Source organism: Nonomuraea sp. NPDC003560 (assembly GCF_042878785.1).
Classification (GTDB): domain Bacteria; phylum Actinomycetota; class Actinomycetes; order Streptosporangiales; family Streptosporangiaceae; genus Nonomuraea.
The window spans coordinates 434453-460734 of record NZ_JBIAOF010000006.1; the positions used below are offsets into that span (position 1 = coordinate 434453).

The 26282-nt window shown below is 72.5% G+C and carries 29 protein-coding genes and 1 tRNA gene; 18 read left to right on the plus strand and 12 right to left on the minus strand.

What is annotated here, in order from left to right; all coding sequences use genetic code 11:
- The first annotated feature begins 202 nt into the window (after positions 1-202).
- Entirely contained in the window at positions 203-559 is a 357-nt protein-coding gene (locus ACFYUV_RS25655) for a hypothetical protein (protein WP_387671806.1), read from the plus strand.
- A 48-nt stretch (positions 560-607) separates the two neighbouring features.
- Entirely contained in the window at positions 608-1876 is a 1269-nt protein-coding gene (locus tag ACFYUV_RS25660) for an MFS transporter (protein ID WP_387671808.1), read from the plus strand.
- A 16-nt stretch (positions 1877-1892) separates the two neighbouring features.
- Here ACFYUV_RS25660 and ACFYUV_RS25665 read toward each other — a convergent pair whose 3' ends face one another.
- Positions 1893-2264 carry a DUF4267 domain-containing protein gene (locus ACFYUV_RS25665; RefSeq protein WP_387671810.1) on the minus strand — a complete coding sequence of 124 codons (372 nt, stop codon included), beginning with the start codon at positions 2262-2264 and terminating at the stop codon, positions 1893-1895.
- Positions 2265-2352: 88 nt separating this feature from the next.
- Here ACFYUV_RS25665 and ACFYUV_RS25670 point away from each other — a divergent pair, with 88 nt between their 5' ends.
- Positions 2353-2928: a TetR/AcrR family transcriptional regulator gene (locus ACFYUV_RS25670; RefSeq protein ID WP_387671812.1), complete on the plus strand. Its 576-nt coding sequence runs from the start codon at positions 2353-2355 to the stop codon at positions 2926-2928.
- A gap of 79 nt (positions 2929-3007) precedes the next feature.
- Positions 3008-3397: a YybH family protein gene (locus tag ACFYUV_RS25675; RefSeq protein WP_387671814.1), complete on the plus strand. Its 390-nt coding sequence runs from the start codon at positions 3008-3010 to the stop codon at positions 3395-3397.
- A gap of 28 nt (positions 3398-3425) precedes the next feature.
- Here ACFYUV_RS25675 and ACFYUV_RS25680 read toward each other — a convergent pair whose 3' ends face one another.
- Positions 3426-3755: a CU044_2847 family protein gene (locus tag ACFYUV_RS25680; RefSeq protein ID WP_387671816.1), complete on the minus strand. Its 330-nt coding sequence runs from the start codon at positions 3753-3755 to the stop codon at positions 3426-3428.
- Between the two features lie 219 nt (positions 3756-3974).
- On the opposite strand from ACFYUV_RS25680, the gene ACFYUV_RS25685 reads away from it, so the two are divergent.
- Both ACFYUV_RS25685 and ACFYUV_RS25690 read left to right on the plus strand, forming a co-directional pair.
- Positions 3975-4394 (plus strand): hypothetical protein, encoded by a 420-nt coding sequence (locus tag ACFYUV_RS25685; RefSeq protein WP_387671818.1) that lies wholly within the window; start codon positions 3975-3977, stop codon positions 4392-4394.
- A gap of 2 nt (positions 4395-4396) precedes the next feature.
- Entirely contained in the window at positions 4397-4621 is a 225-nt protein-coding gene (locus ACFYUV_RS25690; RefSeq protein WP_352324570.1) for a helix-turn-helix transcriptional regulator, read from the plus strand.
- Here the strand turns inward: ACFYUV_RS25690 and ACFYUV_RS25695 are convergent.
- Positions 4618-5094, minus strand: a complete 477-nt coding sequence (locus ACFYUV_RS25695; RefSeq protein ID WP_358291173.1) for a transcriptional regulator — start codon at positions 5092-5094, stop codon at positions 4618-4620. The genes ACFYUV_RS25690 and ACFYUV_RS25695 overlap by 4 nt on opposite strands.
- 83 nt (positions 5095-5177) lie before the next feature.
- Here ACFYUV_RS25695 and ACFYUV_RS25700 point away from each other — a divergent pair, with 83 nt between their 5' ends.
- On the plus strand, positions 5178-5450 hold the full coding sequence (locus ACFYUV_RS25700; protein WP_387671820.1) for a hypothetical protein: 273 nt from the start codon (positions 5178-5180) through the stop codon (positions 5448-5450).
- A 69-nt stretch (positions 5451-5519) separates the two neighbouring features.
- Here the strand turns inward: ACFYUV_RS25700 and ACFYUV_RS25705 are convergent, their stop codons facing one another.
- The gene (locus ACFYUV_RS25705; RefSeq protein ID WP_387671822.1) at positions 5520-6146 is read right to left on the minus strand and encodes an FMN-binding negative transcriptional regulator; all 627 of its coding nucleotides are present in this window, start codon (positions 6144-6146) and stop codon (positions 5520-5522) included.
- A gap of 36 nt (positions 6147-6182) precedes the next feature.
- On the opposite strand from ACFYUV_RS25705, the gene ACFYUV_RS25710 reads away from it, so the two are divergent.
- Entirely contained in the window at positions 6183-7520 is a 1338-nt protein-coding gene (locus ACFYUV_RS25710) for an aminotransferase class I/II-fold pyridoxal phosphate-dependent enzyme (RefSeq protein ID WP_387671824.1), read from the plus strand.
- Between the two features lie 21 nt (positions 7521-7541).
- Here the strand turns inward: ACFYUV_RS25710 and ACFYUV_RS25715 are convergent, their stop codons facing one another.
- The gene (locus tag ACFYUV_RS25715) at positions 7542-8930 is read right to left on the minus strand and encodes an MFS transporter (protein WP_387671826.1); all 1389 of its coding nucleotides are present in this window, start codon (positions 8928-8930) and stop codon (positions 7542-7544) included.
- A gap of 153 nt (positions 8931-9083) precedes the next feature.
- Here ACFYUV_RS25715 and ACFYUV_RS25720 point away from each other — a divergent pair, with 153 nt between their 5' ends.
- Positions 9084-9776: a hypothetical protein gene (locus ACFYUV_RS25720; protein ID WP_387671828.1), complete on the plus strand. Its 693-nt coding sequence runs from the start codon at positions 9084-9086 to the stop codon at positions 9774-9776.
- Between the two features lie 17 nt (positions 9777-9793).
- Here ACFYUV_RS25720 and ACFYUV_RS25725 read toward each other — a convergent pair whose 3' ends face one another.
- Genes ACFYUV_RS25725 through ACFYUV_RS25735 form a run of 3 tightly spaced genes read right to left on the minus strand, consistent with a single transcriptional unit; the run spans position 9794 to position 15823 of the window.
- Positions 9794-12379, minus strand: coding sequence for a LuxR C-terminal-related transcriptional regulator (locus ACFYUV_RS25725; RefSeq protein ID WP_387671830.1), 2586 nt, complete (start codon positions 12377-12379; stop codon positions 9794-9796).
- Positions 12380-12428: 49 nt separating this feature from the next.
- Positions 12429-12590, minus strand: coding sequence for a hypothetical protein (locus ACFYUV_RS25730; protein ID WP_185844989.1), 162 nt, complete (start codon positions 12588-12590; stop codon positions 12429-12431).
- A gap of 35 nt (positions 12591-12625) precedes the next feature.
- Positions 12626-15823: a BTAD domain-containing putative transcriptional regulator gene (locus ACFYUV_RS25735; RefSeq protein ID WP_387671832.1), complete on the minus strand. Its 3198-nt coding sequence runs from the start codon at positions 15821-15823 to the stop codon at positions 12626-12628.
- Positions 15824-15934: 111 nt separating this feature from the next.
- Here ACFYUV_RS25735 and ACFYUV_RS25740 point away from each other — a divergent pair, with 111 nt between their 5' ends.
- Positions 15935-16453, plus strand: a complete 519-nt coding sequence (locus ACFYUV_RS25740; RefSeq protein ID WP_352362352.1) for a universal stress protein — start codon at positions 15935-15937, stop codon at positions 16451-16453.
- A 30-nt stretch (positions 16454-16483) separates the two neighbouring features.
- On the opposite strand, the gene ACFYUV_RS25745 is transcribed toward ACFYUV_RS25740, so the two are convergent.
- The gene (locus tag ACFYUV_RS25745; protein ID WP_387671834.1) at positions 16484-17869 is read right to left on the minus strand and encodes a PLP-dependent aminotransferase family protein; all 1386 of its coding nucleotides are present in this window, start codon (positions 17867-17869) and stop codon (positions 16484-16486) included.
- Positions 17870-17936: 67 nt separating this feature from the next.
- Between ACFYUV_RS25745 and ACFYUV_RS25750 the strand changes: the two genes are divergently transcribed.
- Both ACFYUV_RS25750 and ACFYUV_RS25755 read left to right on the plus strand, forming a co-directional pair.
- Entirely contained in the window at positions 17937-18386 is a 450-nt protein-coding gene (locus ACFYUV_RS25750) for a carboxymuconolactone decarboxylase family protein (RefSeq protein WP_352328679.1), read from the plus strand.
- Positions 18383-19552: an MFS transporter gene (locus ACFYUV_RS25755; RefSeq protein ID WP_387671836.1), complete on the plus strand. Its 1170-nt coding sequence runs from the start codon at positions 18383-18385 to the stop codon at positions 19550-19552. The genes ACFYUV_RS25750 and ACFYUV_RS25755 overlap by 4 nt, the downstream gene beginning before the upstream one ends.
- On the opposite strand, the gene ACFYUV_RS25760 is transcribed toward ACFYUV_RS25755, so the two are convergent.
- Genes ACFYUV_RS25760 through ACFYUV_RS25770 form a run of 3 tightly spaced genes read right to left on the minus strand, consistent with a single transcriptional unit; the run spans position 19545 to position 23044 of the window.
- Positions 19545-21749 (minus strand): heavy metal translocating P-type ATPase, encoded by a 2205-nt coding sequence (locus ACFYUV_RS25760; protein WP_387671838.1) that lies wholly within the window; start codon positions 21747-21749, stop codon positions 19545-19547. The two genes, ACFYUV_RS25755 and ACFYUV_RS25760, sit on opposite strands and share 8 nt — an antisense overlap.
- A 30-nt stretch (positions 21750-21779) precedes the next feature.
- Positions 21780-22835, minus strand: coding sequence for a hypothetical protein (locus ACFYUV_RS25765; RefSeq protein WP_387671840.1), 1056 nt, complete (start codon positions 22833-22835; stop codon positions 21780-21782).
- Positions 22832-23044, minus strand: coding sequence for a heavy-metal-associated domain-containing protein (locus ACFYUV_RS25770; RefSeq protein ID WP_387671842.1), 213 nt, complete (start codon positions 23042-23044; stop codon positions 22832-22834). The genes ACFYUV_RS25765 and ACFYUV_RS25770 overlap by 4 nt, the downstream gene beginning before the upstream one ends.
- Before the next feature lie 783 nt (positions 23045-23827).
- Here ACFYUV_RS25770 and ACFYUV_RS25775 point away from each other — a divergent pair.
- From ACFYUV_RS25775 to ACFYUV_RS25800, 6 genes are all read left to right on the plus strand, one after another.
- Complete coding sequence (locus tag ACFYUV_RS25775; protein ID WP_013130296.1) at positions 23828-23947, plus strand: DLW-39 family protein; 120 nt, start codon at positions 23828-23830, stop codon at positions 23945-23947.
- Between the two features lie 15 nt (positions 23948-23962).
- Positions 23963-24691: an HAD-IA family hydrolase gene (locus tag ACFYUV_RS25780; protein ID WP_387671844.1), complete on the plus strand. Its 729-nt coding sequence runs from the start codon at positions 23963-23965 to the stop codon at positions 24689-24691.
- A gap of 15 nt (positions 24692-24706) precedes the next feature.
- Positions 24707-24779 (plus strand) — tRNA-Ala (locus tag ACFYUV_RS25785).
- 313 nt (positions 24780-25092) lie between these two features.
- Entirely contained in the window at positions 25093-25509 is a 417-nt protein-coding gene (locus ACFYUV_RS25790) for a DUF6313 family protein (protein WP_387671846.1), read from the plus strand.
- Positions 25506-25760 carry a DUF6313 family protein gene (locus ACFYUV_RS25795; RefSeq protein ID WP_387671849.1) on the plus strand — a complete coding sequence of 85 codons (255 nt, stop codon included), beginning with the start codon at positions 25506-25508 and terminating at the stop codon, positions 25758-25760. The genes ACFYUV_RS25790 and ACFYUV_RS25795 overlap by 4 nt, the downstream gene beginning before the upstream one ends.
- A 307-nt stretch (positions 25761-26067) precedes the next feature.
- Positions 26068-26253, plus strand: coding sequence for a cold-shock protein (locus ACFYUV_RS25800; RefSeq protein WP_387672207.1), 186 nt, complete (start codon positions 26068-26070; stop codon positions 26251-26253).
- The last annotated feature ends 29 nt before the right edge of the window (positions 26254-26282 follow it).

The window sequence follows — 26282 nt, forward strand, 5'->3', positions numbered from 1 at the left end:
GAGCCTGGCGGTGTGCGCGTCAGCATGATCCCCGACGACGTGGCTGTCCGGAGCGTCAAGGTCGAGGCGCCCGAGGGTGCCAAATGGGCGACTCTCATGTGGCAGCTGCCGCAGAGTTAGCAAGCCGCGCTGATGAGGAAAGGCCCCAGATTCGGATCGATGAGGCTGGGGCGGTCCGCAGGGCGTTCGTAGGATCGGGTGCATGGGGATGTTCGTCTCGGTCAGAGGGTGGCTTGAGCTGGGGTTCGCTCAGAAGCCGGACGCCGAGCGCGTCATCGCGGACGACGACCCCTACTCCGGCGGCTGGGCGTGGCCGGCGAAGCCCTTCAACTGGACGCTCTACCTGTTCTACGGGGGCGACGTCAGAGAGGGCGCGCTGCACGAGATCCGGGCCAAGGTCGAGCGACTGGCCGCACTGCCGCCGGTGGACGAGGACGGAGACCGGCCGCGGGGAGTCTTCGTGGTCACCGACGAGCGCGGCCGGGCGCGATGCTGGCACGTCCGTGAAGGGGCGGTCCTCGACGTCCCGGCGCCGGACTTCGGGTGGTTGGCGAGCTAGTACCGGAACCGGCCTTCGCCACCGGCGCGCGGTGGCAGAATGTCGCGGATGTCGAGGGCGGGGTCGTTGTGGCGGCAGCGGGATTTCGTGCTCCTGTGGGGCAGCCAGACCACCAGTTCGCTCGGGAACGAGATCTCCTATCTGGCGTTACCGCTGGTCGCGGGGCTCGTGCTGGACGCCTCGCCGGTGGAGCTCGGGCTGCTGACGGCGGCGCGGCGGTTGCCGGTGCTGTTCGCGTCGTTGCCGGCGGGGGCCCTGAGCGATCGGTGGCGCAAGCGGCCGGTGATGATCGTCGCATTCCTGGTGTCCGGGTGTGCGATGGGGACGGTGCCCTTGGCGGCCGTGGCCGGAGGGCTCACGCTCGGGCAGCTCTACGCCGTGGCGCTGGTGGTCGCGACGTGTGAGGTGTTCTTCACGCCCGCCTACCAGACGTACCCGCTGACGTTGCTCGGGCCTGAGCGGTTGATGGAAGGGAATGCCAAGCTCACCAGCACGGTCACGGTGGCGGGGATGGCGGGGCAGCCGATCGGCGGGGTGTTGATCTCGCTGTTCGGGCCGGCCAAGGCGGTGCTCGCCGACGCGCTGTCCTATCTGGTGGGCGCGCTCGCGCTGGCGTTGATCAGGTCGCCGGAGGCCAGGCCGGAGCGGAAGGAGCTGGCCCCTCGGCTGCGCGAGCAGATCGCGGAGGGGCTGCGGTACGTCGTCCGCCATCGTGTGATCGGGCCGCTGGTGCTCTACATGGCCACGGTCAGCTTCTGCATCGCCGGGCTGAGCGCGCTGGAGGTCAACTACGTCGTACGGGAGCTCGGCTGGTCGGGCCTGGCGACCGGCCTGGTGTTCGGGGTGAGCATGGCCGGCGGGCTGGCGGCCGGGGCGGTCGCGGGGCCGCTCACCGAGCGGTACGGCATGCCACGCGTGCTGCTCGGGGCCGCCTTCGCGTACCCGTTGTGCAGCGGGTCGATCGGGCTGGTGGGGCCGGGACTGGCCGGGCAGCTCGTGGTGGGCGTCTCGTGGACGTTGATGATCATCGTCACGCTCGTCTTCCAGAGCACCCAGCGCAGTCTGCGGCAGCTCCTGACGCCCAAGGAGATGCAGGGGCGGCTGGCGGCCACGTCCCGCTGGCTCACCTGGGCCGCCACGCCGGTCGGCGCGGTCCTCGCGGGGGCGCTGGCCGGCGGGATCGGCATGCGCGGCACGCTTGTCGTGTTCTCGGCCGGGATGCTGGCCGGTCCGGTGGTCATGTGGTTCTCGCCGCTGCGCACGTCCCGGCGGGAGATCGAGGGGGACGTGCGGACGGCGACGGCGGCGGCGGGGTAGCTCAAGGATCGCCGGGTCACACGGCGAAGAGCAGGGCGGCGTTGACGAGGAGGGCGACGGCGGTCGCGAAGTGCACGCCGAAGGCGACCGCCTTGGTGCCGCCGTTGCGGAGCACGATCAGGGTGTCGCCCAGGGGCAGCAGCGCGACGATCAGCATGAACCAGGCTTCGGCCTGGGCGCCGACGAAGGCCAGCAGGGCCAGGCCGAGCAGCCCGTACGTGCCGTCGCGCAGCCCCTTGATGGTCAGGTAGGCGCGGTCGCCGTCCTGCTTGGCGGGGACGCCGTAACCGGCGGCCGCGGCGACCGGGACGAACAGGAAGCGTGCGCCGATGAACACGACCAGCAGGTTGAGGGCGATGGCGAGGCCGTAGGCAAGGGTGGTGAGCATGTCCGTCTCCAAGAGCTAGCGTTGCTAGGAACGAGGACGACGCTAGCAGAACGATGACAGAAGCGCTAGCGGTGCTAGAATCGAGAGCATGTCGATACAGGCGCGCCGGGAGCGCGAACGTGCGGAACGCGAGAAGCTGATCATCACGGCCGCCTGCGAGCTGGCCGAGGCCGAGGGCTGGGAGGCGGTGACGACGCGGCGGCTGGCCGAGCGCATCGAGTACAGCCAGCCGGTGCTCTACAGCCACTTCAAGGGCAAGGGCGCGATCATGGCGGCCGTGGCCGTGGAGGGGTGCGTGATCCTCGCGGACGAGCTACGCGCGGCCCGTACCGCCGCTCCGGACGCCGGCAGCGCCCTCGCGGCCGTCGGCGCGGCCTACACGGCGTTCGCCGAGCGGCGTCCGGCGCTCTACGACGTCATCTTCAGCCAGAACGTTGACCTGCCGTTCGCCACGCCGGAGGCTCCCGCGGCCCTGCACGCGGCCTTCGGCGAGCTGGTCGAGGGGCTGCGCCCGCACGCCGGCGAGGGGGAGGACCTGGGCCTGCTCACCGAGACCTACTGGGCGGCCCTGCACGGGCTGGTCACGCTCATGCGCGGCAAGCGACTGCCGGCCGAGCACCACGAACGCAGGCTGGAGCTGCTGCTGAAGCGGTTCGCGGCCTGACGGTCCGACGGTTTGACCTTGTCACCGGCGTCAACGTCTACCCTCGTTGCCCGCACATCGACGAGAACGGACGACTCCTGTGAGCACCCACCGCACCACCCTGGTCGAGCTGGACCAGAGCTTCTTCGACGCCCTGGTGTCCAACGACCACGATCGCCTGAAGGACCTGCTGGCGGACGACTTCGTCCTGGTGGGGGTCGAGGACGGCGCGGTCGCCGGCAAGGGCGTCCTGCTCGACCTGGTGACGTCGGGCAGCCTGCGGTTCCCGAAGATCGACTCGTTCCCCGACGAGGCCATCGTGCGGGTGATCGGGGACGTCGGGATCGTCGTGGGGCGTACGGGGATGAACTTCACGAACCCCGATGGCAGCACGTTCAGCGCCGGCAGCCGGTACACGCACGTGTACGCCATCGGCCCCGACGGAGGCTGGCGGCTGGTCTCGGCGCAGGGCACGGCCATCAAGGCGTGACCTGACCACGCCTCGACGGAAGGCCGGGTCAGCCGCCTTCCGGTTTCCGCCATTCCGCCGTGACCTTGAGGTGGGCCTCCCCCGTCGATTCGGCGACGACCACGCCGGCCTTGGCGGTCAGCTTCATCCCGAACTCGACCGCGACCACGTCCGGCGGCTCGGGGCATGACCGCATGCGGCGCAGGACGTCGGTGGCGAAGGTCTGGACGCGCTGGAGGCCCGCGCCCAGCGCCTCCGGCATGCGTTCGACGGCCGCGCGGGTCCGTCCGGCGGGAAGCGGCTCGTCGCCGGGCCGCTCGTTGACCTCCACGAGCACGGTGCCGCCGTCGTCGAGGGGGACCTCAAGGAAGTAGCGCACGGTTGCCTCCTGTCCTGGGACAGGTGCAAGCATGGTGGACGGGCCCGCCCGGTGCAGGCTGTTTCGCCGCAGCGATGCGCCACGCCCGGGGAAGGGGCTCCCGTTGACAGCCCCAGAGGGCGCGAAGTTATCCACAGGTTGGGGACGGTTGTCCACAGTGGTGGACAAGTCTGAAATCATTGACACGATGTCTGGATTGTTTTACCTTCCCTGCTTGTGATGTCGTACGAGGAAAAGGGCGCCTGGGTCTATCTCGTGGCGACGGCCGGCGCCTACGTGGCCTACGTCATCGTCATCCTGAGCCGGGCCGGCGACGGCCCGCTCAGCGCCGTCCCCTATGTCGCGCCGATGGTGTGGGCGATCGGGATCAGCATCGTCCTGTCGATCGTGGGCCGTATCGTGGTCGAGATCGTGAAGCCCAGCGAGAGTCACAAGAGCGACGTGCGAGACAGGGAAATCAACCGTTCCGCCCAACATGTCGGAGGCGTCGTGCTCGCCGCCTCCATGGTGGTCCCCCTTGGCCTGACCATGGCGGAAGCCGACCATTTCTGGATCGCCAACGCCATCTACGCCGCGCTCGTCCTGTCCACTCTGGTGGCCACCCCGCTGCGGCTGCTCGCCTACCGGAGGGGCCTGTAGGCATGGGCAAACCGACCAAGGTGACCAACTCCATCAGGGCCCTGCGGTTCGCGCACGGGGAGATGACGCAGGCCGAGCTGGCCCAGCGGGTCGGCGTCACGCGGCAGACCGTCATCGCCATCGAGCAGGGCCGCTATTCACCCTCTCTTGAGGTGGCCTTTCAGATCGCCCGGGTGTTCCGGGTGCCCCTGGACGACGTCTTCCAGTATCCGGACGCCGACGGCTAGTTATCCACAGGCGCGTCGGTTTTCCACAGGCTGTCGAGAGCGGTGGCGACGGCCGCGATGGAGTCGTGCGCGGAGCGGATGCGGGCGGTCTGGGTCTCGTCCGTCCAGCCGAGTCGCAGGCCCTCCTCGGCCAGCGCGTCGAAGGCCGTGAACGCGGCCAGTTTCTGGCGCAGGACCTTCGACCAGGCGTCGTCCTCGATCCGGTAGTAGACGTTGCGCTCCCCCGGCCTGCGCAGCTTGTGGACGAGCCGGATCGACGTCAGCAGCTGCATGGTCGTCGTCAGGGACGCGCGGCTCGCGCCGATGGCGTCGGCGATGTCGGAGGCCGTCTGCGCGGGCGGGTCGCAGACCATCAGCCAGCCCAGGACGCGGCCGGTGATCGGGGCCAGCCCCCACTCCTCGGAGACGAAGTCCGCCACCCGCTCGACCCAGTCGAGCACCTGCTCCCGGCCCGGACCGTCCGGCGACTGCATGTGGGACCCTCTCCATCGACATCGCTCTGTGTGAGTCGTCAAATACTAGGAGCAACGAGGGGTGGGCTGCTAATGCTGGATCCATGATCGTCTTTGTGTGGCCGCTGCTGCTCCTCCCCCTGGTCCTGCCCGAGCCGACCTCGGTCGTCCGCGCCCGGAGCGAGTTGCGGGAGCTGGTCGTCGCCGAGGCCCGTTCGCTGAGGGGGTACTCGCACGAGCGGTTCATGCCGTCCTGGACCGAGGCGGAGGGTGCGTGCGACACGCGGGAGGTCGTCCTGCGGCGTGACGCCGTGTCCGTGACGACCGACCTCGACTGCGAGGCCGTCCACGGCACCTGGTTCAGCGAGTACGACTGAAACACCACTACGGGCTGACCGTCACCCACCGGGAGAAACGGGCCCTCATCCGCATGTTGCGCACCTGCCTCAGCGGTCGGCCATCCGCCTGAGCTGCTGCTCCCTGGCCCCGGCGTCGCCCGGCAGGCCGCGCTCGGCCAGCAGCCCGGCGACGCGCTCGCTGACCTCGACGGGATGGCGGCCGTCGTACTTGAACTTGGCGCGCGCCTCCACCACCGCCAGCCGCAGCCCGCGCAGGCCGGGCAGCTGCCGGTGGTAGGGCCCCTCGCCGGCCGCCACGACGCCGTGCGCGCCGTCGGGCTGGAAGTGGGCGAGCTGGCGGCGCAGGATCTCGGCCTTGCCCTCGGGGTCGTCCACCACCTCGGCCCGGCAGGTGAGCTGGACGGAGGCGTAATAGCTGGTGGGCACGCCGGTCTCGGGGTCGCCCGTCCGCCATCCGCCGGGGATGTAGGCGTAGTCGTCGTGCACGCTCAGCAGGACCGCCGGATCGCGCTCGATCGCCGCCCACACCGGGTTGGGCCTGGCCAGGTGGAGCAGCACCTCCCCGGCGGCGGCGTCGAAGAGGAAGTGGGTGGGGGCGACGACGGGCGGGCCGCCGTCGGGGGCGTTCGCGGCCAGCTGGCCGAAGTCGCGGGTGGCCAGCCAGGTGTGCCACTCGTCGTCGTCCCGTGCCGCGTCCCAGGGATGAATGAGCACGTGAAAGCCTCCCGCCCAGCTTTGTATTAGTACATAATGTACTTTGTGTCAGAAACATACAGGATCGTCGGTGGGACGGCCAGCGAGATCGCGGCGGGCGTCGAGTCCGCCGTGTCCGCGGGCCTGCTGCCTCCCGGGACGCACCTGCCGCCCGTGCGCGAGGTGGCCGCCATGGCCGAGGTCAGCCCGAACACCGCCGCGGCCGCGTACCGGCTGCTGCGGGAGCGCGGGATCGTCGAGACGGCGGGCCGGCGCGGCACGCGGGTCCGGCCGCGCCCGGCCACCACGACCCGCGAGGAGATCCGCATCGAGGTGCCGCCGGGCGTGCGCGACCTGTCGCACGGCAACCCCGACCCGGCCCTGCTGCCGCCGCTGCACGAGGCGCTCGCCGCCGCCGCCAGGGCGCACGAGCAGCGTCCGGCCATGTACGGCACGGGCGACGACGAGGAGCTGCTCTCGCTGGCCGCCGCCCGTCTGCGTGCGGACGGCGTGCCCGCCGCGCCGCTGGCGATCACCTCCGGCACCCTCGACGCGGTGGAACGCGTCCTGAACGCCCACCTTCGTCCCGGCGACGCGATCGGCGTCGAGGACCCCGGCTGGACGGCCCTGCTCGACCTGGTCGCCGCCCTGGGCCTGCGGCCGGTCCCGATGCGGCTGGACGACGAGGGCCCGCTGCCGGACGAGCTCGACCGGGCGTTGCGGGCGGGCGTACGAGCGGTGGTGATCACCGCCCGCGCCCAGAACCCCACCGGCGCGGCCGTCACCGCCCGGCGGGCCGCGGACCTGCGTGCCCTGCTCGCCACCCGTCCCGACGTGGTGCTGATCGAGGACGATCACGGCGCGAGCCTGGTGGACCTCCCCCTCCACCCCCTGGCCGGCGTGACCACCCGCTGGCTGCTCACCCGCTCGACGGCCAAGGCGTTCGGCCCCGACCTGCGGCTGGCGCTGGTCACCGGCGATCCCGTCACGCTCGACCGGCTGCGCGGGCGGCAGCGGCTGGCCGCCGGCTGGGTCAGCCATCTGCTGCAGCGCGCGGTCGCCCACCTGTGGCGTGCACAGGCTGTGGACACCGCGGCCGTGGCCGCCGCGTACGCCGGTCGGCGCGACGGCCTGATCGACGCGCTGGCCGCGCGTGGCCTGCGGGCGCACGGCCGCAGCGGGCTCAACGTCTGGGTCCCGGTCGCCGACGAGACCACCGCCGTCACCCGGCTGCTGGCCCTCGGCTGGGCGGCCGCGCCCGGCGCCCGCAACCGCGTCCGCACGCCGCCCGCGCTGCGGCTGACGGTCTCCACACTGCGGCCCGACGAGCTGCCGCGCCTGGCCGGCGACCTGGCCGCCGCCCTGCGCCCGCCCACGGCCGGCCGGTACGGCTGACGTCCTGGACGGGCCCCGCGATCAGCGGTTCGGCTCCAGGGACATCGCCGGGCACGGCTCGGGGCGGCGGGGGCGGCGCGGGCGGCGTACCGAGTGGGCCAGGACGCCCAGCGCGCCCACGATGAGCACGAGCAGGGCCGCCCTGGTGGCCGCGGGCCAGCCGGCGTCCAGGGAGCCGAAGAACACCGCGCCGGTGATCGTGCCGCCGAGCACGCCGCCGGTCTCCTGGACGGTCCCCAGCACCCCGGCCGCCGCGCCCGCCCGCTCCCGGCGTACGGACGCGAGGACCGACGACAGCAGCGGCGACATGACCAGCCCCATCCCCGCGCCCACGACCAGCAGCGCGCCCGCCACCAGGTACGGCGACTCTCCCGCCTGGAGGAGCAGCCCGAGCCCGAGCAGCAGCGCCAGCGGGCCGGCCGGGCGCGGCACCCGGGCCGCGCGCGGCGAGGCCAGGAAGAAGCCCGCGTTCAGCGCCGTGCACACCGCCCCGGCGGCCAGGGGACCGAGGCCGAGGCCGTCCTGGAGGTGGAGGGCGAGCACGAACGACAGGCCCGCGGACGTGCCGAACAGCAGCGCGACCGCCGCCAGCCCGGACGTGAACCCCCTCTCGCCGAACACCGCCAGGTCCAGCAGCGGTTCGCGGCCGGTCGCCGCCAGCCGCCGCTGCCGCCGGACGAACGCCGCCAGCATGAGCGCCGCGCCGCCCAGGCACGGCCACGTCCACTGCGGCCAGCCCTCCTCGCGACCCTGGACCAGCGGCAGCACGACGCCTGCCAGCCCCGCCGCGACCAGCGCCGCCCCCGGCAGGTCCAGCCCCGCACGCGACCCGGCCCCGGCGACGCGGGGGACCAGCCGCCCGGTCAGCGCCAGCGCCGCCAGGCCGATCGGCACGTTGACCAGGAAGCACGCCCGCCAGCCGAGCCCGAGGGGATCGGCCGCCACCACCAGCCCGCCCACGACCTGGCCGCTCATCCCGGCCAGGCCCACCACCGTGCCGTACCAGCCGAACGCGCTGGCCCGGCCCGCGCCCGGGAACAGCGTCCCGATCAGCGTCAGGACCTGCGGCGCGAGCAGCGCCGCCGCGACGCCCTGCGCCACCCGGGCGAGCACGAGCGCGGCGGCGTCCGGCGCGCCGCCGCAGGCCGCCGAGGCGAGCGTGAACAGGGCCAGCCCGGCGGCGAAGAGGCGGCGCGGCCCGTACAGGTCGCCGAGCCGCCCCGAGACGATCAGGCCTGCCGCGTACGCCAGCCCGTACCCGGCGACCACGAACTGGCTCGCCGCGTCGCCCGCTCCCAGGTCGGCGCGGATCGAGGGCACGGCCACGTTCGCGACGAAGAAGTCGAGCGTGGTCATGAACACCGCGACCAGCACCACGGGCAGGGCCGCCCAGCGAGGACGGAGGGACATCAGGGACTCCAGGGGAGGGAGGAACCGGGCGGTGGAAGAACACCGGCGGACGCCGGACGGTTGACCTCACCCTGGAGCCAGGCGATTACGGTTTCCTGCTGATGGGCTACGGATTGAGCGCCATAATGACGCTCAATGCCGAAATTTCAGGGGTTGGGGGAGTTTGCCGCGGCGATCGCCCCCGTCATCGACGCGGCCCACGTCGACGTGCACGCCGCCGCCCGCAGAGCCGTCCTGGACCTGACCGAGAGCTCCGGCCTGACCAGCGGCCTCCTCAACGACCTGCGCTTCGTGCTCCCCCTGCGCCCGGTGACCACGGCCGCGCTCGCCGCCGTCCACCGGTACGGCGACGTCACCGAAGGCGTCGGCGTCCACCTGCGCGAGGGCGCGCTCGAACGGGACGACGGCGGGGCGTTGCGGCTCACCCCCGAGGGGCGGGCGTTCGTGGACGGCCTGTACGCCGCGCACGCCGAGGCGGCCGGCCGCGTCTGGGCGGGCCGCGACGTGGCCGGTCTCGCCGTGGCGGTGGGCGGGGTGCTCGACCGGGCCGTACGCGTGCCGGGCGGCGCCCTGGAGGTGATGGCGCCGCCGTACGAGCCGGACGCCGCCCCCGCCGGCCTGCTGCTGTTCAACCGGCTCGCCGCGCTGCGCTACCACCGGGCCGACGCGCACGCCGAGTCCTGGCGCGCGGCCGGGCTGACCGCGGACGGGATCGTCGCGCTGAAGGACGGTCCCGTCCGGGCCGCGATCGAGGCCGAGACGAACCGGCGGGCCGCCGACCCGTACCGGGCCATGACGGACGACGACCGCCAGGCCCTGTACGCCGGCCTCCTGAGCCTTGTCTAGAGCGCCGCGAGCCTTGTCTAGAGCGCCGCGAGCAGGCGGCCCACCTGCGTGCGGTCGTTGACCCCCAGCTTCTCGTAGGCCGCCTGCAGATGGTTGGCCGCCGTACGGGTGGACAGCGTCAGCCGGTCGGCGATCTGCCGGTTCGTCAGCCCGGCCGCCGCCAGCTTGACGATCTCCCGCTGGCGCGGCGTGAGCTCCGGCGTGGCCAGCTCGACCAGCGCGGGCGTGGAGACCCCCGGGCACCGCCTGGCCAGCGCCCACGCCCTGGTCTGCGCCCCCTTGGCCAGCGTGCCGCGGCCGTCCCGGCGGTGGGCCGCCGACTCCTGGGCGAGGGCCTCGGCGGCGTACAGGATCAGGCCGAGCCGTTCGAACTCGGCGGCGACGTCCCGCAGCTCGGCGGGGTCGCCCGCGGCCCGCGCGTGCCGGGCGAACAGTCCGGCCAGCGGCCCGTCCACCCGTTCGGCGAGCGCGGCCAGCCGCCGGGCCGCCAGGGCGGGCGCGCCCAGCCGCACCAGGTCGTGCAGCGCGAACATCAGGTACCCGGACTGCTCGTGCCGCTCGGCCAGCCCGGCGGCCGTCAGGCACAGGCTCACCGCCTGGTCCAGGTCGCCCGCCGAGGCCGTCACCCAGACCGCGGCCTGCAACACCGGCTGCCGGGTGAACGCCCACCGCGAGGCCGGCCCCTCGGCCTCGGCCAGCGCGGACCGCGCCGCCGCCGTCTCCCCCAGCAGCGCCCGCGCGTGGGCCAGCTCGGCCAGGCAGCGCCCCCGGTACGGCGTCCCGGGCGGCAGCCGGGCCGCGTCCTGCCTGGCCCAGCGGGCCGCGCCGGCCGCGTCGCCGCGCAGCCTGCCGACCATCGCCCGGTACGCCCCGAACCCCGACACCGACAGCTCGGCCGCCGCCGGTTCCATGGCCTCCGCGGCCGTCCGCGCCGCCGCGTCCAGGCGGCCGGAGAACACCTGGGCGGCGCAGCGCGCGTCCAGCAGCGCCGGCAGTGCGTACGGGGCGTCGTCGTCCCAGTCGTCCCGGCCCGCGAGGGCCCGTCCGGCCACGGCGAGCGCGCTCTCCGTACGCCCGGAGTAGGCGTCGGTCCAGGACTCCAGCGCGGCCGCGTGCGCCGCGCCGCGCACGGTCGCCGGCCCGCACGCGCGCGCCCGCGCCAGGGCGTCCGCGGCCCCGGCCAGCCGGCCGGCGAAGAAGTCGGCGACGCCCCGGTAGACGTGCGCCTCCTGCCGCCAGGCCGGCTCGGTCAGCGACCCGGCGGCCAGGTCGAGCACCCGGCACGCCTCGGCGTCCGCGCCCGCCCAGGCGAGGTTCATGCCCAGGCTGAAGGCGTGCTGGGCGCGCTCGCCCTCGGTGACGGCGTTCCTGGCCGCCTGCCGCAGCGCCGCCAGCGCCGCGTCCTGGTCACCCAGCACCATCAGCACCTGGCCGAGCAGCGCGACCGCCGCCACGCCCGCGCCCGCCTCGATCGCGGCCCTGGCCAGCCGGGCGGCCAGCCTGGGGTCACGCCTGGCCCAGGCCAGGCCCGCGGCCGACAACAACAGCTCCGGCGCGGCGGCCGACCCGCTGTCCAGCCGCCAGACGGCCGCGCGCAGCTCGTCCTCGCGCCGCCGCAGGCCGCCGGCCTCCAGGGCCTCGGCCAGCGTCCGCAGCCGCCGCCTGGCCCGCAGGGTGCCGCAGTCGCCGCGGACCACCTCGCCGTACAGGGGGTGGCCGAGGCGTACCTGCTCGCGCCTGCCGTCGCCGGCGACCGTGACCAGGCCGCGGGCCTCGACCCGCTCCACCGCGCGCGGTGAGGTCAGCGCGACCAGCAGCTCCGCGCCCACCGGCTCGCCGTACGCCACCAGCTCCAGCACCTCCCGCTCGTCCTGGTCCAGGTGGCCGATCCGGGCGCCGACCAGCTCGCGCAGCCGGGTCGTCATCGACAGCTCGCCCCGCCAGCGCCACTCGCCGCCGCTCTCGGCCAGGCAGCCGGACGTGCGCCCGGCATGGACGACCTCGCGCAGGTAGAGCACGTTCCCGCCGGTGACGGCCGCCAGATGCCGTACGGTCCCCTCCGCCACCTCGCCGCCGAGCGCGCCCGCCAGCACCTGGCCGACCTCGTCGCGGCCGAGCGGCGGCAGCTCGACCCTGGTCAGCAGCTCGTCCTTCCACAGCGCGGCCACCGGCGCGGGCAGCGGACCGCCCGTACGCACGGTGACCAGCACCCTGGCCTCCCCACCCGCGGCCAGGTAGTGCACCAGCGCCGCCGACGCCGCGTCCAGCCGGTGGGCGTCGTCCACGCTCACCAGCAGTTCTCCCTCTCCCCTGCGCAGGTGCCGCGCGGCCCAGCGCAGCAGGTTCTCGCCGCCCCGCGGCGGCCCCGTCAACACATGGGCGAACGCCCCGAACGGGATCATCGACGCGGACTCCGTGCCCAGCACGCGCACGACCTCGTACCCGTCGAGACCGGCCAGCGCCTGCGCGGCCAGCCTGCTCTTGCCGACGCCCGCCTCACCGGCGATCATCGCGCCCGCTCCCGACCGCAGCGCCGCGCGCACGGTCGCGATCGATCCCCCTCGCCCGACGAACGGCCATCCACTCCCCAGTTGCTCGCTCATCGTGCCTCCTCTCACCACAGATGGTGGCGAGCCGAGGTTCGCGCGAGGTTCAGGCGGGATCGCGGTTCAGGCCGGCCGCGTTCAGCAACAGGGTGATCACGGCGTCGGCGCCGCTGAACGGCACCGGCTCGCCCCCCACCTCTTCGAGCAGCCCGCGGAGCTGGCCGCCGGATTGCTCGGGCTCGACCAGCCGTACGATGACCGTCCTCATCTGATCACCATCGCCCCGGACGGTTCAGGTCTGGTTCAGGTGGGGTAGGGCGCGGGCTCGACCTCCAGCTCCCGCATGCGCTCGGCGTAGAGGTGGTAGCGCCTGCGGGCGTCGCCGCGCCGGCCCGCCAGGTCGAGCACGCGCACCAGGCCCAGGTGGGCGCGTTCGTCGTAGCCGTCGCGCTCCAGCAGGCGCAGCCAGTAGCGGGCGGCCTCGTCGTAGCGCCGCTCGCGGGTGCGCGCCGCGGCCAGCCGGGCGGCCGCCTGCACGTAGGCCAGCCGCGCCTGTTCGCGCAGGCCCACCGCCCAGTCGGCGTAGGGGTCCTCCTCGCAGAACTCGCCGCCGTACGCGCTCTCGGCCGCCGTCCACCGCTCCAGCGCCTCGGCGGCGCGGCCGGCCTGCTCCAGCCGTACGGCTCCGGCGGTCAGGTCGAGGAAGCGCTCCACGTCGACGTCGGCGTGCGCCAGGTCCAGGCGCAGCGCGCCCTCCTCGGAGACCACGACGTCGTCGGCGGGCCGTTCGTGGGCCGGGTCGAGCACCGCGCGCAGCGTGGAGACCATGACGTTGAGCCGCCGCAGCCCGACCGCGTCGTCGTGCTGCTCGGGCCACAGGATCTCCACCAGCCGTTCCCTGCTGATCGCGCCGCCCCGGCGGCTGACCAGGATCTTCAGCAGGTCGCGGGCCTTGCGCGACTGCCAGGCCGTACGCGGGACCGGCACCGCGCCGCGCAGCACCCGGAACGTTCCCATGGTCTCGATCACCACCGCCGCCCCCGGCGCGGGCGCCGCGCGGGCGATCAGCTCGTCGATCCGGTCGTCGAGCGCCCGGCAGCCGATCGCGTGCATCCGCTCGCGCACCCGTACGGCCACCTCACCCCCGCTCACCGGGTCGGACAGGGCCGCCCGCACCAGCTCGGCCCTGGCCCGCCCGATCGGGTCGCCGAGCGCCGCCCACCGGCGCACCGCCTCGTCGGCCTGCGCGGGATCGCCGTCGAGCCGGGCGCGCAGCTCGTGCAGCACGGCCTGGACCGCGTGGTCCCTGCGCTCCACGGCGATCGGCTCGGTCTCGCCGACCAGCCGGGCGGCCTCGTCGCGACGGCCGGAGGCCAGGGCCACGTGCGCCGCGGCCACCCGCGCGGAGACCCCGGCGATGCCGCCGGCGTACGCCATCGCCTGCTGGGCCACCTGGGCCGCCTCCTCGGGGTCGTCCTCGGCCAGCAGCTCGGCCAGCGCGTTGAGCGCGTTGGAGCGGGTCTGCACCTCGCCCAGCGGCTCGGTCTCGGCGATCACCCGGCGGTAGACGGCGGCCGCCTGCCCGCGGTCGCCGCGCAGCGCGTGGATCTCGCCCAGCCGGACCAGCCCGACGCTGACCAGCCGCGACCCCATCGCCTCCCACCTGGCCACCGCGTCGGCGGCGTCGATCGCCGACTCCTCCAGCCGGCCGAGCCCGACCAGCGCCTTGGCCCGGTTGGCCACGTTGAGCGCGGCGTACGGCGCGAACGACACCAGGTCGCACAGCCTGCTCGCGGCCTCCGTCTCGGCCAGCGCCTCGGCGTAGGCGCCCTCGTCCAGATGGCGGGAGGCCCGGTTGGCCCGGATCCTGATGAGCTGGACGACGTCGCCGGCGCGTTCGGCGTACTCCAGGGCGCGCAGGTAGTAGGCGTCGTTGGCGCGGCGGTCGCCGTCGAGCGCGGCGAGCATGGCCAGCACCGTGTTGGCCATCGCCAGCGCGCCGGGGTCGCCGAGGCCGCCGGCCTGCTCCAGCGCCCGGTCGGCCAGCTCGGCGCAGCCCGCCCGGTCGCCCTTCAGCCACAGCACCGAGGCCATGGAGGCGGCGCACATGGCGGCGTCGGCGGGCGGCGAGCCGTAGGCGTGGCCCTTGGCGTACATCGTCATGGCGGCGTCGAGGTCGCCGCGCAGGTGGTCGATGAAGCCGAGCCGTCTGGCCACGAACGCGTCGAAGGCGGGGCCGTCGGCGACGCGGGCCAGCAGGTCGCGGGCGCGGGTCCAGTGGCCGCGGTTCTGCTCGGCGATGCCGGCCAGCCTGAGCATCGGCGGCGACCCTCTGGCCTGCTCGGGCAGCAGGTCGAGGGCCGCGATCACGTCGCCGCGCTCGGCCAGGCGGGGGCCGTGGGAGTTGAGCAGCGCCGCGGCGAGGTCGGGGTGGGCGGTCGCGACGGCGGCGCGCAGGGCCAGCTCGGGCTGGTCGTGCTCGACGTACCAGCGGGCGGCGACGGCGGCCACGTCGTGGGCCTCGTGCCGGTCGAGCGGGGCGTGCCTGGCCAGGACGTGCCTGCTGGTCGAGGTCAGCCGGTGGCCGTCCTGGTCGGCCTCGATGAACAGGCCGCGGCTGGTCAGGGCCGCGAGCGTGTCGGGCGGCGCGCCGAGCGTGGCGGCCAGGCCGGACGTCAGCACCGGCAGGACGGTCGCCGCGCGCAGCAGCTCCCGCATGCCCGCCGGCAGGTCCTTGAACGCGGCGAGCGTCAGGTGTTCGAGCGTGGCCGAGTTGGCGGCCAGGCTCGCCGCGGTGCGCGGCCAGCTCGCCGGCTCCTCGCGGGCCAGCGCGTCGAGGGCGGCCTGGACGGCGGCCGGCCAGCCCGCGCACGCCTCGTGCAGCCTGGCGGCGATGTCCGCTCCCTGCTCGCCCAGCCGCTCCCTGGCCCAGGCGCCGGTCTCGGACGCGGTGAGCGCGAGGTCGGTGGCGTCGAGGTCGAGCACCTCGTGGTCCTGGCGCAGCCGGGCCGTCGGGAACGGCAGCGGCGCCCGCGAGGCGGTGACCAGGTGCAGGTGCCGGGGCGCGGCGCGGACCAGCGTCTCGACGTAACGCACCGAGCCGGGCGCGCCGATGATCGCGTCGACGCCGTCGAAGACCAGCGCCAGCCCCCTGGTCAGCCGCCGGGCCAGCGCCTCGGCCAGCGCGCCCGCCAGCGCGGCGGCCCTGGACAGCTCGTCGGCGTCGGGCCCGAGCGGCGCCCCGGCCGCGGCCAGCAGGTCGGCGGGCAACCCCGGGACGGCCTGGGCCAGCGCCGACGCCACCGAGCCCGCCAGCGTCGGCAGGTCGCGGTCGGCGGGCCCGAGCAGGTGCAGGACGCCGCCCACGGCGTGGCTCCAACCGGCGAGCGCGATCGACTTCCCGTAGCCTGTAGAGGCCACGAGCGTGGTGAGCCTGTGCGTAAGCGCCCCGTCGAGCCGCCGGTCGAGGGCGGGACGGGGTTGCACCCACCCTCGTTCCACCCCCGCATGCTACGCCCGGGCTCGCGGGGGACTCCAGAGTTCGCAAAGTGCCACCTCCCGGTAACTGGCCGGTTGGCGCACTATGGTCGTACTTCATTTCCAGGAGGCACCGTGGAACAGGATCTGCCTGGCGGTGTGAGGCTGATCGTGGGGGTGGACGAGTCCCCGGCCTCGCGTTGGGCACTCGCCTGGGCCATCGGCGCGGCCAGGCTGCACCGGATGGCTCTGGTGGCCGTTCACGTCAGTCGTGCGCCCGTCCATCCCTTTCCCGAGGCGCTGCCCGTGCAGCACGCGATCCGGCAGGGCGAGGAGTCCCGCTGCGCGGAGGTGATCGCGGGCGTGTTCGAGGACGTCGCCGGGGGCGTGCCCGACGACCTGCGCGTGGCGACGCTCAGCAAGGTCGGCGACCCCGGCTACCACCTCGTCGATCTGGCCCGCGAGGGCGACCTGCTGGTGCTCGGCCGGGGGCGGCGGCGGCTGCTGAGCCGGATCCTGCTGCCCTCCACCAGCATGTACTGCGCCCGCCACGCCAAGACGACCGTCGTCATCGTGCAGCAGCCCTCGCCGCCGGACGATCCGGAGCTGACGGGGGACCGGGCGCGGCGGTTCTGGAGCCGGCGCAACTACTGACCGGGCGCGGCGGTTCTGGAGCCGGCGCAACTACTGACCCGGCGTGGTCGTCCTGAGGTTGTCGGTGAGCAGGCGCAGGCCGGGGCCGATGTCGCGCGGCCCGATCGCGCCGTAACCGAGCACCAGGCCCGGCTGTGCCGGGGTCTCGCCGCAGTAGGCGTCGAGCTGCTCGACGGCCAGGTCCGGCACGGGCCCCAGGGACACGCCGGGGGCCAGGCGGGCGCACACGTGCAGACCCGCGGCGGACGGGATCAGGCGCAGCCGCTCGTCCCCGGCCAGAGTCGCGGTGACCAGCTCGTGCCGGGCGGCGTACTCGCGGGTCGCCTTCCTGATGTGCCTGGCCAGCAGGCCCTCGTCGATGAAACGGGCCAGGGCGGCCTGCGTGGGCATGTCGCCGTGCCAGTCGGACAGCTGCCGCGCGGTGCACAGGGCCGGGCCGAGCGAGGCGGGGGCGACGAGGAAGCCGAGCCTGAGCATGGGCAGCAGGGTCTTCGAGAACGAGCCCACATAGATCACCCGGCCCGACCGGTCGAGGCTTTGCAGGGGTTCGAGCGGGCGTTCGCCGAAGCGGAACTCGCTGTCGTAGTCGTCCTCGATCACCACGGCGGCGCGGCGTTCGGCCCAGGCGAGCAGGGCGGCGCGGCGGGCCAGCGACATGGGCGTGCCCAGCGGGAACTGGTGCGAGGGCGTGACGTAGACCAGGCTCGCCGAGCGGGGGATGGCCGCCACGTCCAGGCCCTCGGCGTCCACGGGCACGCCGATCACGCGGGCGCCGAGCGAGCTGAACAGCCGGCGGGCGGGCGGGTAGCCGGGCTCCTCGACGGCGACGGTCGTGCCGGGCTCGATGAGGACGCGTCCGATGAGGTCGAGGGCCTGCTGCGCGCCGTTGGTGATCAGGACGTCGTCGGGTCCCGCGTGCACCGACCGACTGATCCCGATATGACGCGAAATAGCCTCACGCAGTGGCTTGTAGCCGGACGAAGGCTCGTACGTCGCCAGCCCCACCCGCAGTTCCCTGGCCACCAGCCTGCGCCAGGTCTCCATCGGGAACAGCCGCGCGTCCGGCACGCCGACGCGGAAGTCGTACCGGGCGGGCGGCACCTCGACGGTCTCCGCGAGCTCCCGCCAGAACGCCCGCGGCCTGACCACCCCCTTGGGCGCGGCCCGGCCGCGCACCGGCTCGGCCGACACGAACGTGCCCGCCCCCGCCCGGCCGATCAGGAAGCCGTCGGCCACCAGCCGGTCGTAGGCCACCGCCACCGTGTTCCTGGAGATCTCCAGCCGGCCGGCCAGCTCCCTGGTCGGCGGCAGCCGCTCGCCCGAGCGCAGGCGGCCGTCGAGTATGGCGTCGAGCAGCTGCCGGTAGACCTGTGCGGCCAGGTCACCGCGCCCTCGGAGGCTGATGTGAACGTCCAACTTGGCCCAATCAACTTGGCGGAAATTGGAGCTTATGTCGGGACAAGAGTACGGCCAAGATGGGCATATGACCGAACGCATGGAACTCGGCAAGTTCGCCGGCGAAGCGTACAAGGCGATGGCCGGCCTGGACCGGTTCGTGGCCCAGAGCACCCTCCCCAAGCCCCTCCTCGAACTCGTACGGCTGCGCGCCAGCCAGATCAACGGCTGCGTCTACTGCGTGGACATGCACAGCTCCGACGCCAAGCAGGCGGGGGAGAGCGACGCCAGGCTGCACGCCGTGGCCGTCTGGCGCGAGGCCCCCTTCTTCACCCCGCAGGAACGCGCCGCCCTGGCCTTCACCGAGGCCGCCACCCGCCTGTCCACCGACGACGTCACCGACGAGGTCTGGGCGCAGGCCGCCGCGCACTTCGACGAGCAGCAGATGGCCGCGCTGACCGTGGCCGTGGCCACCATCAACGCCTGGAACAGGATGGGCGTCGCCACCCGGATGACCCCGGAGTCATACAAGTCATGAGAACCCAGCGCGTGCTCGCCGCCGCGCAGCTCGCCAACTCCATCGGCGACGGCGCGTACCTGGTCACCTCGGCGCTCTACTTCGCCGACGTCGTGGGGCTGTCGGCCACCGAGATCGGCCTCGGCCTCACGCTGGGCTGGGCGGTCGGCTCGGTGGCGGGGGTGCCGCTCGGGCACCTGGCCGACCGGCGGGGGCCGCGCGGCGTGGCGGTGCTGCTCGCGCTCACGACCGCGGTGGCGGCCGGCTCGTTCGTGTTCGTCCACTCGTTCGCGCTGTTCCTGCTGGTCGCCTGCCTCTACGGGACCGCGCAGACCGGCCTGTCGGCGGCCCGGCAGGCTCTGCTGGCCGGGCTGGTCGAGCCGGCCCGCCGCACGGTCGTGCGGGCGGTGCTGCAGTCCACGCTCAACGGCGGCATGGCCGTGGGGGCCGCGCTGGGCGGCGTCGCGCTGGCCGTCGGCACCCGGGCCGGATACGTCGCGGTGTTCACGCTCGACGCCCTGAGCTTCCTGGTGGCCGCGCTGGTCCTGCTCAGGCTGCCCGCCGTGCCGCCCGCGCCGGCCGCGCCGGGGCCGCGGCTGGCCGTGCTCAGGGACCGGCCGTACGCGCTGGTCACGGTGATCAACGCGGTGATGCTGTTCTACATGCCGCTGCTCAGCCTCGTGGTGCCGCTGTGGATCGCGCAGCGCACGTCCGGGCCCGCCTGGATGGTCTCGGTGCTGCTCGTGCTCAACACCGGCAGCGTGCTGCTCTTCCAGGTACGCGTGGCCCGCCGGGTGCGCGACCTGCGGGACGCGTCCACGGCCGTCCGCCGGGCGGGCGTCGTGCTGTTCGCCGCGTGCGCGGTGTTCGCCCTCAGTCCGCACGGCTGGATCTTCCTGATCGCGGCGGGCTGTCTGCAGGTCGCGGGGGAGATGCTGCTGGCCGCGGGCGCCTGGGAGATCGGCTTCGGTCTGGCCCCCGACGACAGGCAGGGCCAGTACCAGGGCTTCTTCGGCACCGGCACGGCGGTGGCGAGGATGCTCGGCCCGGCCGTGCTCACCACGCTCGTGCTCGACGGCGGGACCGTGGGCTGGTTGCTGCTGGGGCTGGCGTTCATGACGGCCGGCGCCGCGATGGCACCGGCCGTCAGATGGGCTCAACGATCACTCGACCCGGCGGTCACCTGAAGCGGCGCAGCCGGAGGCTGTTGCTGACCACGAACACGCTGGAGAAGGCCATCGCGGCCCCCGCGATCATCGGGTTGAGCAGGCCGAGCGCGGCCAGCGGCAGGGCGGCCACGTTGTAGGCGAAGGCCCAGAACAGGTTGCCCTTGATGGTGCCGAGCGTCCGGCGGGAGAGCCTGATCGCGTCGGCGGCCACCAGCAGGTCGCCTCTGACCAGGGTGAGGTCCGACGCCTCGATGGCGGCGTCCGTGCCGGTGCCCATGGCCAGGCCCAGGTCGGCCTGGGCGAGCGCGGCCGCGTCGTTGACGCCGTCGCCGGCCATCGCCACGACCTTGCCCTCCGACTGCAGCCGCTTGACCACGTCCACCTTGTCGGCGGGCAGCACCTCGGCGATCACCTCGTCGATGCCGACCTCGTCCGCGACCTGCCGGGCGACGGCCTCGTTGTCGCCGGTCAGCAGCACCGGGGTGAGGCCCAGCGCGCGCAGCCTGGCGATGGCCTCCGCACTGGTCTCCTTGACCACGTCGGACACCACCAGCAGCGCCCTGGCCTTGCCGTCCCAGCCGGCCGCGACCACCGTGCGGCCCTTGGCCTGCTCCTCCTCAAGGGTGGCCGCCAGGTCTGCGGGCAGGTGCTGCGACCACTCGGCCAGCAGCCTCGGCCGGCCGACCAGGACCGCGTGCCCGTCCACGATGCCCTGCACGCCGAGCCCCTCGACGTTGGCGAAGTCCTCCACGGTCGCGTCGGACTTCGCCTCCCTGGCGATGGCCTGGGCGATCGGGTGCTCGGAGGCGTGCTCGATGGCGCCGGCCAGCCGCAGCACCTCCTCGCGGCTCTCGCCCTCGGCCAGGTGCACGTCCACCAGCGTCATCCTGCCCTCGGTGACCGTGCCGGTCTTGTCCAGGACGATGGTGTCGATGCGGCGGGTGGACTCCAGCACCTCCGGCCCCTTGATCAGGATGCCGAGCTGCGCGCCCCGGCCGGTGCCGACCAGCAACGCCGTGGGCGTGGCCAGGCCGAGCGCGCACGGGCAGGCGATGATCAGCACGGCCACCGCCGCGGTGAACGCGGCCCCCGCGCCGTTGCCGGTGCCGAGCCAGAAGCCCAGCGTGCCCACCGCCAGCGCGATCACGATCGGGACGAAGATGCCCGACACGCGGTCGGCCAGCCGCTGCACCTCGGCCTTGCCCGTCTGGGCCTCCTCCACCAGCTTGGCCATCTGGGCGAGCTGCGTGTCCGCGCCGACCCGGGTGGCCCGCACCACCAGCCGGCCGCCCGCGTTCACCGTCGCGCCGGTGACGGCGTCGCCGGGACGTACCTCGACGGGCACGGACTCGCCGGTCAGCATCGAGGCGTCGACCGCGGAGGTGCCCTCCTCGATCACCCCGTCGGTCGCGATCTTCTCGCCCGGCCGCACGACGAACGTGTCGCCCACCTTGAGCTGCTCGACCGGCACCCGCCGGCCGTCGGCCAGCTCGACGTCCTTGGCGCCCAGCTCCATCAGGGCCCGCAGCGCGGCCCCCGCCCGCCGCTTGGAACGCGACTCGAAGTAGCGTCCGGCCAGGATGAACGCGGTCACCCCCGCCGCGGCCTCCAGGTAGATGTTGCCCGAGCCGTCGGTGCGCTCGATGGTCAGCTCGAACGGGTGCGTCATGCCCGGCGTGCCCGCCGTGCCGAAGAACAGCGCCCACAGCGACCAGCCGAGGGCGGCCAGGGTGCCGATGGAGATCAGCGTGTCCATGGTGGCGGCGCCGTGGCGCAGGTTCGTCCAGGCGGCCTTGTGGAAGGGCCAGCCGGCGTAGACCACGACCGGCGCGGCCAGCACCAGCGACAACCACTGCCAGTTCGTGAACTGCAGCGCCGGGACCATCGCCATCGCGATCACCGGCACGCTCAGCGTGACGGCGGCGATCAGCCGGTCGCGCAGCGGACGCAGCTCGTCGGCGGGCTCGGCCTGTTCCTTCTGCTCCGTGGCGACCGGGAGCGCGGCGGTGTACCCGGCCTTCTCCACCTCGCTGATCAGCGCCTGGGGGTCGAGCCCGTCGGGAAAGGTGACCTTCGCCTTCTCCGTCGCGTAGTTGACCGTCGCGGTCACGCCCTCAAGCTTGTTCAGCTTGCGCTCGATGCGGTTGGCGCAGGACGCGCACGTCATTCCGCCGATCGCGAGCTCGACGGCCTTTTCCTCGGTGAGGGAAGACATCACCTCTCCTTTCTCGATATCTCGGTGTTTTCAGTGGCCGTGGGGGGCCGACGGTTCCGCGGCGGTCGCGTCGCCCTGCGTGGCGCGCACGGTGAAGTCCGCGGTGCGGACCTCGTCCCCGTGCTTGAAGTCGAGGAACAGCCGGTAGTCGCCGATGCTCGGCACCTCGGCGTAGAAGGTGATCTGCGGACCGGCCTTCTCGCTCTGCTCGGGGTGCACGTGCAGGTAGGCCAGGTCGCCGGCGCGGAGGGCGACCAGGTGGCCGTACGCGCCCAGGTAGGGCTGCAGGTCGGTGACCGGTTCGCCGTCTTTGCTCACCGAGAGGGTGAGCTTGCTCGCCCGCCCGGGGACCAGGTCTCCGTCGAGGCTCACAGTGTAGTCGCCGACCTTCGAGGAGCGGCTCGCCTCGGGCAGCGGCTTCGGCCGGTAGTCGCCGGCGGCCTGCAGGTCCGTGCCGAGCGTCAGCTTCTCGCCGCCGGTCGGGTTCCCACCGCCCGTCGGGTTCCCACCGCCGGTCGGGGCGAAGTCGGCGAAGGCCCGGTACGGCCCCGCCGCCGGCAGCGTCAGCCCGACCGACCAGATGCCGTCGGGGGTCATCTCCGGATGCAGGTGGAGGAAGGTCGTCAGGTCGCGGGAGACCACGATGAAGTGCAGCTTCTTGTCGTGCTCCACCTGGTAGTCGGTCACCGGGCGGCCGTCCGGGCCGGTGACCGCGAAGCGGAAGTCGGTGGCCTTGCCGGTCTCGATCGGGGTCAGCGGGTTGAGGGTGTATCCGTTCTGCGACACTTGCAGCCCCCCGGGGGTGTCACTGGACGCCTGCTCCGGCGTCCCGTGCTCCTGGCTCTTCTCGCTCTTCTGCCCTTCGCGGCCCTCTTGGTCTTCGCCGGCCTCCTGGCCCGCGTGGCCCTCCTGGCCCTTCAGGGCGTCTTGGCCCTCGTGGCCCTCCTGGCTCTTCGCCATGGCGGTGTGGCTCTGTGTCGGCGGGTCCTGGGCCACTGGGCCGACCGCCCGGCCCACGCCCAGGGCCCCGCCGAAGACGACGGCGAGCCCCAGGGCGTAGGAGCCGAGCTTGGCGGCCGTGTTCATGACTGCCCGACCAGCTCGTATCCGGCTTCCTCGACCGCGGAGGCGATCTGGGACTCCTCGATCTGGCTCTCGCTGGTCACGGTGAGCCGCCCGCTGGCCAGGTCGACCTCGACGCCGGTGACGCCGGCCACGCCGCCGACCTCCTCCTTCACCGAGCTCACGCAGTGGCCGCAGGTCATGCCCTTGACGGTGTAGGTGGCGGTGCTCATTACGGTCTCCTTCAACGTGGTTCCGGTTCCTGCCGAATACTCTAACACGGTACCCCCCTAGGGTATTCCGGAGGGCATGAGATTCAGCTCACGGTTTCGCGTACGGACCGCTGGCGCCTCAACGGGGCGGCGAGCGTCGCGCGGCGACCGGCCACCACCGCGGTGCCCGGACGGGCGGCCCGGAAACCGCGGGAGTCGTTTCCGAAGAGCACCACGAGCAGGGGCATCGCGGTGGGGGCGACGAGCGCGCCGCCGACACCCTGCCCTGCGCGCCCGGCGAGCCCGCCCTGGCCATCCCGCCCTGGCCGTCCCGGCCGCGGCGGCGATCACTGGCCCGCCGATCGGCGCCACCCATCCGGGGACGAACGCCCTACACGCCCCGAACAGCTCGGACCACCTCATACAGCGGGCCCCCGCCGCCGGCCGAGAAGCCACGACCGCGCTGCGTCTCCGGCCTCGCGACGGACGCTTTTGCGATCACCATGAACTGGGCGGCGGCGGGAACGTAAGATACGGGCAGGGGTATGCCGCGCGCGCGGGACGTCCGGATATTTGGCATGATCGGGATGTTGTCCGAAGTGATTGGCAGGTTGCCCAGGACGGGATGGAGACAGGCCGGGGTCGAAGGGGTGATCCAGGCCGAGCTGAAGGCTCGTTCTACGCACAAGCCGCACATCAGGTTCGTGCGCAACACAAGGAGCGCAGCCATCCCTTGCTAGGCTGCATGTCAACCGTTGGGTCTCACCCCGGCAGGTGAGACCGTCGAAGAAGTGGGGTCACACCGTGAAGAAGCTGCTCGTTCTGGCGCTGGTCGCCCTTGGGGGATTGCTGATCTGGCGTAAGGTGCAGGCTGACCGCGCCGAGCTCGATCTCTGGACCGAGGCGACCGGCAGCGAGAACTAACCGACCGGCGAGGCGATGAGTGACGTCGTCCCCATCGAGCTGGCGTGCCTGGACCTGGCAGGCACCACAGTCGGTGACATCGCCATGGTCGAGCGCGCCTTCGCCGAGGCGATCGCCACCCAGGGCATAGTGCCCGGGACCGGAGCGTACGCGCGTGCCATGGTTCACGTGCACCGGTCCCGGGGCTGTCCCAAGATCGATGTCTTCCGGGGCATCTTCCCCGGCAACGAGGCCCAGGCTCAGGCGGCGAACCTGACGTTCGAGCGCTCCTACGAGGGTGCGCTGGAACGTGCCGGTCTGGAGCCCATGCCCGGGGTCCTGGAGGCGCTGGACAAACTCCGCGGCACCGGGGTCAAGCTCGCCCTGATCACCGGGTTCAGCCGTACGACGCTCAGCCGCGTGCTCGGCGTCCTCGGCTGGCACGACAAGATCGACCTCGCCATCTCCCCGGAGGACGCGGGCGGCCGCGGCCGTCCCTGGCCGGACATGGTCCTGCACGCCGTGCTGCGACTCGGCGTGGCGGACGTACGGCACGTGGCGGTCGTCGGCGACTCGGAGAGCGACATGCTCTGCGGGCGCCGGGCCGGGGCCTCCGTGGTGGCAGGGGTGATGACCGGCGTGCACAGCAGGGAACGGTTGCTCAAGGGCGGCGCCACGCACATCCTGGACTCCATCGCGGACTTCCCAGGCCTGGTGCTGAGCGACGACCTCGGGACGACGCGGGTGGCTTCCCCGGCCCGGTAAGCTATCTTCGTCGAAGGGGCCTTAGCTCAGTTGGCAGAGCGCCTGCTTTGCAAGCAGGATGTCAGGAGTTCGAATCTCCTAGGCTCCACCGCAGGTGAAAGGCCACTTCCTATGATCGGGAAGTGGCCTTTTCGATCTTGTACAGCTGCAAAGTACAGCTACAGCTCCGCCTTCCATCGAAGGCTGTTCCAAGGTGCGGTTCTCGTAGGCGGGAACGGACTGCGAAAAGATCATCCGCCCTTGACCGGAGCCTCCACTGACATGGCCCTAACGGTGTCCCTCTCCCTCCTTGCTGAGATGCGCGCCAGACGCCGACCTGGGACGAAGGGGGCCCATTGCCCCTGAACGTTGGCATGGCAGAACTACTGCCCAGGTGAGGATGTATCCGATATCTTCTGGCCATGGCTGCCGCCGTTCCGCCTCCATCTAAGGGGTCCCTCGTTGCGAGGGGACGTCGTCGGCTGCGGTCACTTGCGGGTTTAAACCGACCTCGGTACTGGCTCGTGACACGAGCAGTGTGGGTTCTGCTGGCCGTTGGAATACTTTTCGCAATAGACGGATACCTGATTGGCTGGTCGCCAGCTTACGAAGTGCTGATCGGTATTAAGTCTCCGGCGGAAGTTGGCTACGCGCCGGTGAGCTGGGCAGTCTCGCTGGTTGGCTGGCTCATCGCTCCGGCCTTCGTGGGCGGGCTGGTTGGTTATCTCGTTACCAGGCAGATCGACGCTCGACGGACTGAGTCTGAAGCCGACGTGCTTCAAGATCTGCGAAAGCGTGCACGTGCTAACAAGTCTGCTGGGCGTGGAGGCAGACCATGAGGTCGCTCCGTGACCTCCACAGGGAGGGTGAAGGCGGGAAGAAATTCGCAGAACTCTTTGCTGGAAATCCACACGGCGGTAGATGGACGATCGCAGAAGATCACTGGGAGCGTACCGTGCGGGAGCTCCTGCACAGGTCCGAGGAGATGGAGAAGCTCAGTCGAAGAGAAGCCGTCCGCAAGGCTGAAACGGTTGCTCAAGGCTTCCTATGGGGACTTGCGAAGGTGGGTCGCTGCCCATGGTGTGGCTGACCGGGAACTTCTCGTCGGCGCTATGGCGAGTTAGGTTGGAATCATGGCAGAGCGTGTGAGCATGGCGAAGGTCTTGGAGGGCCTGATCGCTGACGCCTGTCCAGAGGTTCCCTCAGATAATGCTGAAAACCTCGCGAACTTCATTGTGGAGTTGTCAGAAAGACGTCCGATAGCTGAAGCGGACGCAGACCGGATTGCAGGCACGCTCCTTCAGTGGCTACCCACGCGCTCGGGAGAGCCTGGAGATCGGCAGCGGCTACGGGCAGGTCACGTTCATACGTCCTCCTCCGGTGTATCAACGGGGACTGTGAAGTGGTTCAACGTAGATAAGGGATACGGATTCATCGCTGTTGATGGTGGTAAGGACGTTTTCGTCCACTACTCGGCCATCCTGACGGACGGGTACAGAAGCCTTGAACAGGGTCAACGTGTTGAGTTCGTGATAACGCAAGGGCAGAAGGGGCCTCAAGCAGAGAGTGTTCGTGTGATATAGCAAGGTTGCAAGCGTCTGCATGACAACCA